Raw genomic sequence first — 11874 nt, 5'->3', positions numbered from 1 at the left:
CCACTCCCTCTCGGACGGCTGACCGAATCAGCAATTGGTGAACCGTAGGAATTTCTCGGTAATCGCCTTTGTCAGAGCCATCTTGTAAGGTCGGAAGCGCTATCACAACGAAGGTTCGCTCACACTGTTCAGCCAATTGTCTGCAACATTCCGGTGTTTCAGGACGGGCGTCGAGATGTTGCAAAACGGAACCGGGAAGGAGGCCGGATGGCCGAGGACATGGGATCGACGGTGCCCCGGCGCAGGCTCGGCAGGACGCTGCGCGACCTGCGCAACGAGGCGGGGATAACCCTCGACGCCGCCGCCGAGGCGCTGGAGTGCAGCAGGCAGAAGGTGTGGCGGATCGAGAGCGGGCTCGGTTCGGCGCGCAGCGTGGACGTCCGGGCCATGTGCGAGCTGTACCGGACGAAGGGCGAGCTGACCCGCGCGCTCCTGGCCCTGGCCGGCGAGACCAGAGCGAAGGGCTGGTGGCACGCCTACGGCGATGCCATCCCGGACTGGTTCGAGTTATACGTCGGCCTCGAATCCGCCGCCTGCCGGATTCGGCGATACGATGAATCGCTGATTCCTGGCCTACTGCAAACCCGAAGCTATGCGCTCGCCGTCTATCAGCACCGTTCCGAGGTGACCGAGGATGAGCGGGAACGCCTGGTTCAGGTGCGGCTACAACGACAGGCGCTGCTGACACGTCGGCTGCCGGCAGCACCCAGGATGGATGTCGTAATCTCGGAGGGCGCGCTCCTGCGGATCGTAGGCGATCGACCGACGATGGCTGAGCAATTGCGCCACCTGCTTGATGTCGGCGAGCATGCCTCCGTGAGCATCCGGGTCCTGCCACTCTCGGTTGGCTTACACCGAGGCGTCGAGGCAGGGACCTTCGTGATGCTGGAGTTCCCACTGGGTAACCGCGCCACTCCGGACCCCCCGGTGATCTACAGCGAGTCGTGGACCGGGGCGCTCTACCTCGACCGGCCGGAGGAGTTCGCCGCCTACGAAAAGGTCTGGACGAGCCTGGATCAGCTTGCCCTCGATGAAGGACAATCAAGGCACTTGATCAACAAGATCACTGGAGAGGTCCACCATGGTTGACCTGACGAGCGCCCACTGGCGCAAGAGCACCCGAAGCGGCAGCAACGGCGGCGACTGTGTCGAGGTGGCCGACAACCTGCCTGGCATCGTCGCCGTACGCGACAGCAAGGACCCGGCGGGGCCGGTCCTCAGCTTCACCCCTGCCGCCTGGACCGCCTTCACCCACCGGGTCAAGCGCACCCACTGACGAAACAGCCCGGGTGCGGCGGGTACGAAGACCGCCGCACCCGGCGCAACCCGCCTTAGGATCACGTAGGTCGGACGGATCGTCAGTAGTACTCGCGGATATAGCCAAGGGCACGCTCGTACACGTCGCTGTCGCGGATCTTGAACTTGATGTAGAGCGTCTTACGGAGGGACTGCTGGACCAGGCGGTCGCCGTCACGGGTGTCCTGCCAGCCCTCGAACCGCACCGCCCGAACGACTTCGTCGACCTCGCTGACGATCTTCTCGGCGATGATCGGGGTTCCGTTGCCCTTGAGGGACTGGAACAGCTCCGTCAGCGCCGCCTTGCCTCGCTCCTCGCGGGGGACCTCGGTGGCGGCCTTCTCGGCAGCCACGGTGTCCTTGGCCAGGGCGAACAGCTCCTTGAGAAATTCCAGGCTGGCCTGTTGGGAGTGCGCGTACTTCTCCCGCAGAGCCGTGAGCCGCTTGCCGAGTTCGATGAAGACAGGATTACCGATGTGCCTGGCGACGCGGGCGGTAATCCACTTTTCGACCTCGACCGGGTCGACGTCCTTCTTCCTGCCCGTCATGAGGTCTTCGATCACCTGAGCATCCAGGACGATCGTGTCAAGGTCGGTACGAGGCACCTCGACGGTGATGTGCGCGTTGATGAGTTCCAACGTCTTGGCACCGAGGGTGTGCCACACGAGCCGGCCGGCGACGTCCGCCGGCCGCACCGACTCGTACACGTCGGTGAGCCACCGGTAGTCGGTCGCGTAGGTCGAGAGGATCGGGTCGGGGCTGAGGGTCTCCCAGAGCTGGGCGACTACGCTGAAGGACTGGCCGAAGGCGTCGCGGGCCTCGTCGCTGCTGATCGCGGTCTGGGCGGCGATCAGCCCTTCGTAGCCGCCCACGGTCCGGTCGACGCCGGGGAAGAAAGCCAACGCGGCTTCGACGGCCGGGCCGAGCTGATTACGCAGTACGGCGATGTTGCTGATGACCTGCTGCACACTCTTCTCGTCGAAGGCGAACGCCTTGGCGACGTCGTCGAAGATGCCCAGGTAGTCGATGATCAGCCCGTGCGTCTTGCTCGGCGGGTAGACCCGGTTGGTACGGGTGATCGCCTGGAGCAGGTTGTGCTCCTTGAGTGGCTTGTCGACGTACTGCGCGTACAAAATCGGAGCATCGAACCCGGTAAGCAGCTTGGCCGTCACGATGATGATCTTCAGCGGGTCGGCCGGGTCGTTGAACCGGGCGGTGATCCGCTCCAACTCGTCCCGGTCGGGGGTGTACTCCTTCCACGCCTTCGGGTCCCGCGCGTTGTGACTCATGACCACGGTGGAGGCGTCGGGTCCGAGGATCTTGTCGAGCTCCGCCTTGTACGCGACACAGGTCGGCTTGTCGTAGACGACCACCTGCGCCTTGAATCCCTGCGGCTCGACCTTGGCCCGGAAGTGCTCGGCAATGTCCGCAGCGATCCTGCGGATACGCTCGTCGGCCTTGATCAGCGATTCCAGCGAGGCGGCCCGCCTCGACAGGGTGGTCTTGTCGGCCTCCGTGAGCCGGTGCTGTTCGGCCAGCTCCGCGAACGCGGCGTCGATCGCGGCCTCGTCGAGATGGATCTCCGACAGGCGCGGCTCGAAGTGCAGCGGCAGCGTCGCCCCGTCCCGGATCGAGTCCTGGAAGGAGTACCGCGACAGGTACCCACCTTCGTCCAAAGTGGACCCGAACCACATAAAAGTATTGCGGTCGCGCTTATTGATGGGAGTGCCGGTCAGGCCGAACAGGAACGCGTTCGGCAGGGCCTCGCGCATCTTGCGCCCGTAGTCACCCTCCTGGGAGCGGTGGGCCTCGTCGACCATGACGATGATGTTGTCGCGGTCGTCCAGCACCCCGGGTGCCTCGCCGAACTTGTGCACCGTGGTGATGATGACCTTGCGCGCGCCGGCGCTGAGGAGATCCTGAAGCTCACTGCGGAGTTTGGCCGAGACAAGATTCGGCACGTCCGAGGCGTTGAACGTGCCGGTGATCTGGGTGTCCAGGTCGATCCGGTCGACGACGATGATCACCGTAGGGTTCGTCAGTCCCGCCGTGGCGCGCAACTTCTGCGCGGTGAACACCATGAGCAGCGACTTGCCCGAACCCTGGAAGTGCCAGATCAGGCCCTGCTTGACCCGCCCATGCAGCACCCGCTCGACGATGAGGTTCGTCGCCTGAAACTGCTGGAATCGGGCGATGATCTTTATCTTGCGGTGCTTCTTGTCCGTGGCAAACACCGTGAAGAACCGTAGGAAGTCCAGCACCGCCCCCGGTGAGAGCACACCCTCGACGGCCTCCCGCACCGCCGCCAGGCCGGTCCGCGCTGGGGCGTCAGCGGCGGACTCTTCCCGCCACGGGCCCCACAGGTCGACCGTCATGCCGACCGAGCCGTACCGGAAGTCCTTGCCCTCGGTGGCGAAGTTGAACACGTTGGGTACGAAGAACGCCGGTACGTTGACCTCGTAGTCCTCGTTGATCTGCGCCGCCGCGTCGATCCACGTGTAGGCCGGCCGAACCGGGGACTTCGCCTCACCAACGACCAGCGGGAAGCCGTTGCACCACAGCACCAGGTCGAAGCGACGCTCGACCCGCCCAACCTTGTATGTCACCTCTGTGGAGATCATCCACTGGTTGGCGCTCGGCTCGGGGTTGTCGAAGTCGATGAGCCGGACCGTGACGTGCTCCCCGGCCGGGCCGAACGGCATCGACTTCTGCCCGGTCAGCCACGCGGCGAACTCCTCGTTCGCCACCACCGGATTCGGCGTACGCCGCGCGGTCAGGATGATCGCCCGAAGGCGATAGATCACCTCGTCCGCCAGCCGAGGGTCGGCTTCGATCACCGGGTTCAACCGCTTCAGGGCCTCCTTGACCGGCCCCTCCAGCAGCACCTCATCCTCCCGGCGCGGCAACTCCCTACCCGGCACGAACTGGATGTCAGGCGACTCAACAAGATCCCGCACAAAGTCCCGAACCGTGTTGGCCTCGTTGAAGGTCACTTGACACCTCCGAAAATGCTGCCATGAATCACATCTGCGAGATCGGCCGCCCGAGAGCGCTCAGTCGAAATCGCTTGCTCGGCCCACTCAGCCTGAATGAGTCGAGATGAGGCACCGTCGGGGTCTGGGACGGTAAATAGAAAACTAGCGAAGTCCCCATGCGCCAGATGGGGGGCGAAAGAACCAGTGAGCGAACCGCTTAGGGATCGCTGAAATCCGGAACTTCGAACGATCGCGCGCAACAAAGGTGATCTTGACCGATCTCGCGGCCGAAGCCGTGCTACTCGCTGCACAAGTAACGCGCCATCCTCTTCCGCCTGGAGTTCCGCCCAGCGCAAGTGACCGGCTGCAGTGAAGGGCCTATCCATAGGGATCACAACATCCCCGACAGTTAATGCATACTTCGACATTTGAGCCGTCAGCGGCAATCTCCAATGCACAGTATCCGAAGAACCCCAGCGAGTTTCGCCGATCCCAATATTAATACCCCTGAGGAGCGGCCGCGACGATTCACTCGCTTCGTCGCTAAAACCAACACTCGGGAACGCGAATCCGACAAGTACATCCGCAATCTCGCGAATCGACTGTCCACCTGAAACGACCTCGCAGCTAAGCACCCCATCGACTGCTGGGGATGCCGCATTAGCCAAACGTCGCAATGCCCCCCGGTGACGCTCGATGGACCAAAGGAGGCTGGCGAGGCGCCACTGCTCGTCGAGGGGCGGCAGGTCTAGCTCATAACGCTGCATTGGCCCCCACAGCAACCGAGGGTTCATGGAACCGGTCGCTTCGGTGGTTGCGTATTCGACGAATTCCTCTGAGGAGAGCACGAACGGCAGAAATTCCTGAAGCAAGCCGTTCTCTGGGACTGCGTCGAGGACGTAGGTCTTGTCAGCAACGACACCGGCGAAGTCAGGCACCCCGACCTTGCGCAGGTATGGACGCGCCGACACAAAGAGGGCCTGCCCCGGCTGAAAGACGTACCGGAAGGTGGAGCCCATCTGGCCGTCACCGACCTGACCCCAGCGCTCGATTGTCACGCCTTCACTGTCGACGTGCCCACCAGCGACATACCGCTCGACTCCGCTACTCGTCGGATCAACCTGAGTTCGCGAGCGACGGATCACATCGCCCAGTCGAACCCGCTTCCAGGTGCTCTTGTCGAGGTTGAGACTCACCGGGCCGCCTCCTGCCGTAGGAGCGCTAACACGTCTTCGATGGCGGTGTCGGCTCCAGCGGCGGCTTCGCGCCAAGTGGCGACCGTGGCCTCGATATGGTCGCTGGCGGTTGCTCCCCGTCGACCGCTGGGTGGTTTGACATAGAGCGGAATGGCGAGGTTGTAACCGTTGTCAGCGATCCGCTCGATGGTCGCGGCAGCCGCGAATCCTTCTTCTTCGTCGAACCCTTGATAGGAATCGAGGATTCGCTGCTGGTTCCGGTCGCTCAAAAAGGACTGCGCCTGCACTCGGGCGAACTCGCGCGCAGCGTTGATGAACAGAACCCGACCACGGCGCTCAGCGGGCTTGCGGGACCGGAGGACGAGTACAACCGCCTCCATCGACGAGTTGTAGAACAGACCCGGTGCCAAGCCGATCACCGCCTCGACCAGGTCCGACCGGACCATCACCTGACGGACCGCGCTCTCGGACACTCGGGTGAGGACACCGTGTGGCAACAGGATCGCTGCCCTACCCGATGCCGGATCGAGGCTCTTGGCGATGTGTTGCAGGAACGCATAGTCGGCTGCGTTCTGCGGCGGAATGCCCCACATATTTCGGCCATGCGGGTCCTTGACGAACGCGGTGCGGTCCCACGCCTTGATAGAGTACGGCGGATTGGCGAGCACCACGTCGAAGGTACGCAGCCGGGCACCGTCGTGGAAGGCCGGCCTGGTGAGGGTGTCACCGTGCTCGATGCGGCCGTCGACGATGCCGTGCAGGAACAGGTTCATCCGGGCGATGGCTGACGTACCGTAGTTGAGCTCCTGCCCGTAGAGCCGGAGGTTGCGCCACTCCTTGCCCTGGCGGCGCAGCTCAGCGGCGGTGGAGATGAGCATGCCGCCCGTGCCGCAGGTCGGGTCGTAGACCGACTCCCCCGGTTCGGGCTTGAGCATCATCGTCATCAGGTGGACAAGGGTGCGGTTGGTGTAGAACTCCTGCGCGGTGTGACCGGAGTCGTCGGCGAACTTCTTGATGAGGTATTCGTACCCCTGACCGAGTTCGTCCTCTGGCAGGTTGGCCACCGAGAGCGTCTTGGTGGAGAAGTGCTCGATGAGATCGTTGATGGTCGCGTCGGGCAGCAGGTTCTTGTTGCCCCAGTCGCCGTCGCCGAAGACGCCGGCCAGGGTGTCCGGATTTGCCGACTCGATCGCCCGCATGGCAGCGAGGATCGCCGCGCCGACGTCGTTGGTGACCTTGCGGACGTCCTGCCAGTGGGCCCCGTCGGGGATGGCGAAGCGGTGGTTCTCCGGCAGGTCGGCCAGCTTGTCGTCACCGTAGATCTCCAGCGCCGCGGCGTGTTCCTCGTCGTACACGTCGGAGAGCCGCTTGAGGAAGACCAGCGGGAAGATGTACTGCTTGTAGTCGCCGGCATCGATCAGGCCGCGCAGCCGGATTGCCGCGCCCCACAGGTAGGACTCCAGTTCACGCTGCGACATGCGGGCGCTCACGCCGTCACCTCCGTCGGGGTGAAGCCCCACTTGGCAAGTTCGGCTTCCAGCGCGGAGCGCGTTTCCCGGGCGGCGGCGTGGGCCGCTTCGAGGTCGGTCAGGGCCTGCTCCAGGGTGCGCTGCTCGCCGTCATCGGCGGCAGCGACGTACAGCGGGATGTTGAGGTTGAAACCGTGGGCCTTGATGTCGTCGAGCGTGGCGACCGCCGCCAGGCCGGGTGCATCGGCGAACGCCTGGCAGGTCCGCAGCAGGGTGTCGGCGTGCTCCGGTTCGAGGGTGTTCTGGTTACGGCCGCGCTTGAACAGCGTCTCGCCGTTGACGAACAGCACCCTGCCCTTGCGATCGTCGGCCTTACGTCGGCGCAGGATGAGCACGCACGCGGCTAGGCCGGTGCCGTAGAAGAGATTGGGCGCGAGACCGATCACGGCCTCGACCAGGTCCGCCTTCAGGACGAACTCGCGGATGCGCCCCTCGGCACCCTGGCGGAACAGCGCGCCCTGCGGCAGCACGACGGCGACCCGGCCGCTCCCCGGCGCCGCAGAGGTGAGCATGTGCTGGACCCAGGCCCAGTCGGCATACCCCTTGGGTGGAACGCCCCCGAGCCGGTTGCGGCCCCACGGATCGGAGGCCCACGCCACCTCGCCCCAGTTCTTGAGCGAGAACGGCGGGTTGGCGATGACGCAGTCGAACTGGGCGAGGCGCGAGCCGTCGTAGAAGGCCGGCGAACGCAGGGTGTCGTCGTGGGCAATGTCGAAGTCTCCGACCCCGTGCAGGAGCAGGTTCATCTTGGCGAGGCCGGAGGTGGCGAGCACCTTCTCCTGGCCGTAGAGCTTGCCCCAGAGGGTCTGCGGCCGGCCACCCTGGCGCTTCACATGCTCGATGACCTCGATGAGCATGCCGCCCGTGCCGCACGCCGGGTCGTAGACCGTCTCGCCCTCCTGCGGGTCGAGGATGTCGACGAGCAGTTTGACCACCGGGCGCGGGGTGTAGTACTCGCCGGCCTTCTTGTTGGACTGGTCCGCGAACCGCTTGATGAGGTATTCGTACGCCTGCCCGAACACGTCCGGCGCGACGTTCGCGTTACTCAAATTCCTGGTCGAGAAGTGCTCGATGAGATCGAGCAGCTTGGCGTCAGGAAGCTTGTCCTTGTTCGTCCAGGCTGCGTTGCCGAAGATGCCGTACAGCACATCCGGGTTGGCCTTCTCGATCGCGCGGAAAGCGGCCACCAGGGCCTGCCCGACGTTCTCGGTGCGGGCGCGCACGTCCTCCCACAGGCTGCCCTCCGGGATGCCGAAGCGGTGGTTCTCCGCGAACGAGGCGTACTCGTGGTCGCCGTCCGACTCCCCGAGCGCCCGCTCGTACTCCTCGGTGTAGGCGTCGCTGATCCGCTTGAAGAACATCAACGGAAAGATGTACGCCTTGAAATCCGCCTGGTCGATGCTTCCGCGCAGCAGGTCAGCGGCCTTGGCGAGGTACTGCTCCAACTCCGACAGGCTCAGTGGAATGGCGAGTGTGTCATGGGTCGTCGCGGAGGCCCGCGCGTATCGATCGGTCACGTCGGGCACCGGTCCACAACCATGTTTGTTGCTGTCTCCTCGGGAGTTGCCGGCATGTCGCCATGCCGGTCTCCTACCGTAGCCGGGACGGCAGACAGCGAGGGACCCCCGGGTCGGTTGCTGATGCGTGTCGTTGGGTCGGGGCGGTCAGCCCAACCGGCGCAGCCGCCGCACCGTCTTCGCCGACCTGAGGCGACCGCCCGTTCGTGCACCACACCGCCGAGTCGCTGGGCACCCGGCCGTCCCTACGCCCAACTCGGGCTGGGCATTACCGAGCGCCCTCGCCCGGTGCGGTGGAGTCTGACGGTTCAATCGCCAGGGCCGCGCAGGGACGGCACGGTCGACGCCTTACTTCGATTCCGAGAACCCATCGGGATCGTCGAGTTCACCGCGCGGCATCTCTGCCAGGAGAGCGACAAGACTAGCGGTGGAGCCAACAAGCTCCGAGGCCGCTTCTCAGGCGACGGCGGTGGCCATCCGGCGTACCGCCTCGGTGATCAACTCCGGTGCGGTGCCCAGGTTCAGCCGGACGTGGCCGGCACCGCCGGTGCCGAAGGCCGGGCCGGAGTTGAGCGCCACCCGGCCACGATCGAGGAACACGGCGGCGGGGTCGTCGCCGAGGCCCAGTGCGCGGCAGTCGAGCCAGGCGAGATAGGTGGCCTGACCGGGGTGGTGACGGATGGCCGGCAGGTGCTCCGCGAGCAGCGCGGCGAGGAGTCGACGGTTGTCGTCCAGGCCGGTCAGCAGGGCGTCGAGCCACTCGCCGCCGTCACGGAAGGCGGCGGTGTGAGCGATCACGCCGAGGTGGCTGGTGCTGACGCTGACCTCGACCGGAACGCGGGCGAGGTCACCGGCCGCGGCCAGGCCGGCGACGAGGAGCGCACCGCGCAGGCCGGCGAGGTTCCACCCCTTGGAGGCGGACATCAGCGAGAGACCGTTCTCCGCGCCGGGCACCGAGAGGTACGGCACGAACCGCGCTCCCCCGGCCACCACCGGAGCGTGGATCTCGTCGGCGACCACTCGCACCCCGTGCCGCTCGGCCAGGCCGGCGACGGCGGCCAACTCGTCGGCGGTGTGTACGACGCCGGTCGGGTTGTGCGGGCTGCACAGCAGGTACGCCGCCGGCCGTCCACCGGCCCGCGCCTCCCGGAACGCGTCCTCCAGCGTGCCGAGGTCGATCCGCAGGTCCTCGCCGAGAGGGGCCTCCACGATCCGACGGCCTGCGTGCGCCACGAAGTCGTAGAACGGCGGGTAGACCGGACAGTTGACGACCACCGCGTCCCCCGGACCGGTGACCACCCGCAGCACCTCGACGACGCCGTGCATCACGTCGGGCACCAGCGCGGTGCGCTCCACGGCCAGCCCGTCCCAACCCCACCGCCGCCGGGCGAACTCCGCCAGTGCCTGCGGGTACGCCGTGCCGGCGGCGTAGCCGGTGTCACCGCGCGCGACGGCGTCGGTGATCGCCCGCGCGACGGGCTCGGCCAGCGGGACGTCCAGCTCCGCCACCCAGAGCGGCAGCACGTCGTCCGGGTACGCCCGCCACTTGACGCTCGTCCGTTGCCGGAGCTGGTCCAGCGAGAGCTGGCGCAGGGGATTCATCGCGTCTCCGCCACCGCTGAGCACACCACTCATGGTTGAAGCCTATTCCGCTCCCCGCAACCTCGCGATCAGCGCCGCCGAGGGCCTGGAGTCGGGTATCGGCGACCTGTCGCACGGTGTACCCCAGGCAGGAGCATTGCTCTACCTTGGACGGTGCAGCAGGGCTTGCTAGGCGTGGAACGTAACAGGACCACCGACTTCCGACGGGGAGAGATGGACGATCAACCGAGTAGAGACTCCGGGCTGGAAGTTCCGCTTTCCTGGCTTGCCGACGCCCCGTTGTTCATCGACGGTGAACAGGTGTCTGCCTTCTACGACGCAGTGGTCATGCCGGAGAACGAGGCCGGCAAGATCTCAATCTCCACGAAAGACATCCGTCTTTCGAGGACCAGCACCAACGGAAAGTTGGGGGCCCGCATCGGGACCAGAGAGTTGCTGGCGGCCATCTTCCCCTTCCTGGACGCCCAGATCAGCCTGGAGGGGAGTCGCGGTCGCGAGAAGTCGAAGCAGGCCGAGGATGGAGACACGATTGAACTCCATCCCATCAGCAATCCCCACCGCCAGCTCGTTCAACTTGCCCTGCATTACGCGGCGCATCTGCCCAGCAGGGTGAGATTCGCCCAAGATGAGATGTGGCTGGATGACCTCGACGAGGCATACATCAAGGACAGCCCCCGGGCACTCGTCTTCTTCGACCTGCCTGCGCGACGAGCGATCATTCCGCTGGCCGCAGAGCTGACCACCGGAAAAGTGGTGGCAATCTTCGAGGAACTGGCGACCGAGGTCTCCAAGACGGTCCGCACGCTGCCGCCGACCTACGCGGCGACCGAGGAGCCTGAGACGAAACGCGAATACTGGCGCTGGTTCTCAGACAACTACAATCCCATTTCAGCGATGAACGTGCTCGAACGCGGCATAGGTGACGGCGGTCTGGCTCGCTGGGTGGACTACCGGGTTCACATCGAGGACAGGGCCCTTCAGCTCTCCCTGCGGGGCCGCGGCAAGTTCGAAACAGGAATTTTCGCGTACTCCATGATCCGCCGCGGCAACCAGCACGGGCTGCGCATCGTCGGCACGCTGAAGTCCGGGCCAGGGCTCAACGTCCTCGCCGTCTTCGAGAAGTAGGCCGGCAGCGACGGTCAGACGATGCCGGCGTGTCGACGTCCGGTTGCCGGCGGCCAGTCGCCCGCCCCACCACGGCGCTGGCGCGCATCGAAGCAGATGTGAAGCTATGAGCGAGCCGTTGCAGGTAAGTCGTGCGCCACTGGGCCTTCCGCGTAGGTCCCGTCGGCGAACAGCACTGGCCGTAGCCCTGGGTCGTCGACCCGCACGCCGAGAATGCCATTCCTTCTGGCATCACCGCGCCAGCCGCCCTGTTCCTGAGCACCGTCGCTCGATTCGGCCACAGCCGTCCCGTGTTCGATCCGGCGAACCCGCAGCCGCTGCACGACACCTATCGTTGGTTCTACCTAACCGGTCAACGCGCCGACACGGAGTTCGGATCGCCCGCTACGGTCCGCACCGATGGGACGGACGTCGAGGAGATGCGGCGGGCCATCGTCGACCTGTTGCAGGCCGCCGATGTGGGCATCATCGACGTACTGATCAGACCGGACCCGAGCGACAAGGAAGCCCTTTCGGCAGCTTCTCCGCGACTGCAAGGATCCGGACGGCCCCACCCTCACCTTTCAGCCGCACCGCGTGGTCCACCTACGTCCGTAAGGTCAGACCGGCTCGCTGACGGTCGCGAAGGGGCGGG

8 protein-coding genes are annotated in these 11874 nt (G+C 65.5%); 3 read left to right on the top strand and 5 right to left on the bottom strand.

What is annotated here, in order from left to right; translation table 11 throughout:
• The first annotated feature begins 207 nt into the window (after positions 1–207).
• Entirely contained in the window at positions 208–1089 is an 882-nt protein-coding gene (locus tag ACH4T9_RS04390; protein ID WP_396669750.1) for a helix-turn-helix domain-containing protein, read from the top strand.
• A complete protein-coding gene (locus tag ACH4T9_RS04385) occupies positions 1082–1276 on the top strand; it encodes a DUF397 domain-containing protein (RefSeq protein ID WP_396669749.1) in 195 nt (64 codons plus the stop codon). The genes ACH4T9_RS04390 and ACH4T9_RS04385 overlap by 8 nt, the downstream gene beginning before the upstream one ends.
• Before the next feature lie 82 nt (positions 1277–1358).
• Here ACH4T9_RS04385 and ACH4T9_RS04380 read toward each other — a convergent pair whose 3' ends face one another.
• The 5 genes from ACH4T9_RS04380 to ACH4T9_RS04360 form a co-directional block, all read right to left on the bottom strand.
• Positions 1359–4289 (bottom strand): type I restriction endonuclease subunit R, encoded by a 2931-nt coding sequence (locus ACH4T9_RS04380; protein ID WP_396669748.1) that lies wholly within the window; start codon positions 4287–4289, stop codon positions 1359–1361.
• Positions 4286–5467 (bottom strand): hypothetical protein, encoded by a 1182-nt coding sequence (locus tag ACH4T9_RS04375; protein WP_396669747.1) that lies wholly within the window; start codon positions 5465–5467, stop codon positions 4286–4288. The genes ACH4T9_RS04380 and ACH4T9_RS04375 overlap by 4 nt, the downstream gene beginning before the upstream one ends.
• Positions 5464–6957: an N-6 DNA methylase gene (locus ACH4T9_RS04370; RefSeq protein ID WP_396669746.1), complete on the bottom strand. Its 1494-nt coding sequence runs from the start codon at positions 6955–6957 to the stop codon at positions 5464–5466. Before ACH4T9_RS04370 ends, ACH4T9_RS04375 begins: the two co-directional genes overlap by 4 nt.
• Positions 6954–8513, bottom strand: a complete 1560-nt coding sequence (locus ACH4T9_RS04365) for an N-6 DNA methylase (RefSeq protein WP_396669745.1) — start codon at positions 8511–8513, stop codon at positions 6954–6956. Before ACH4T9_RS04365 ends, ACH4T9_RS04370 begins: the two co-directional genes overlap by 4 nt.
• Before the next feature lie 456 nt (positions 8514–8969).
• Positions 8970–10148 carry a MalY/PatB family protein gene (locus ACH4T9_RS04360; RefSeq protein ID WP_396669744.1) on the bottom strand — a complete coding sequence of 393 codons (1179 nt, stop codon included), beginning with the start codon at positions 10146–10148 and terminating at the stop codon, positions 8970–8972.
• 180 nt (positions 10149–10328) lie between these two features.
• Here ACH4T9_RS04360 and ACH4T9_RS04355 point away from each other — a divergent pair, with 180 nt between their 5' ends.
• On the top strand, positions 10329–11240 hold the full coding sequence (locus ACH4T9_RS04355) for a hypothetical protein (protein WP_396669743.1): 912 nt from the start codon (positions 10329–10331) through the stop codon (positions 11238–11240).
• Positions 11241–11874: the final 634 nt, after the last annotated feature.

It is taken from the genome of Micromonospora sp. NPDC020750 (assembly GCF_044334565.1).
Lineage (GTDB): Bacteria > Actinomycetota > Actinomycetes > Mycobacteriales > Micromonosporaceae > Micromonospora.
This window is presented reverse-complemented; position numbering and strand designations above follow the sequence as displayed.

Coding starts and splice junctions, on each gene's coding strand:
- ACH4T9_RS04360 (WP_396669744.1), bottom strand. CDS start 10,148: ATGAGTGGTGTGCTCAGCGGTGGCGGAGACGCGATGAATCCCCTGCGC.
- ACH4T9_RS04385 (WP_396669749.1), top strand. CDS start 1,082: ATGGTTGACCTGACGAGCGCCCACTGGCGCAAGAGCACCCGAAGCGGC.
- ACH4T9_RS04390 (WP_396669750.1), top strand. CDS start 208: ATGGCCGAGGACATGGGATCGACGGTGCCCCGGCGCAGGCTCGGCAGG.
- ACH4T9_RS04355 (WP_396669743.1), top strand. CDS start 10,329: ATGGACGATCAACCGAGTAGAGACTCCGGGCTGGAAGTTCCGCTTTCC.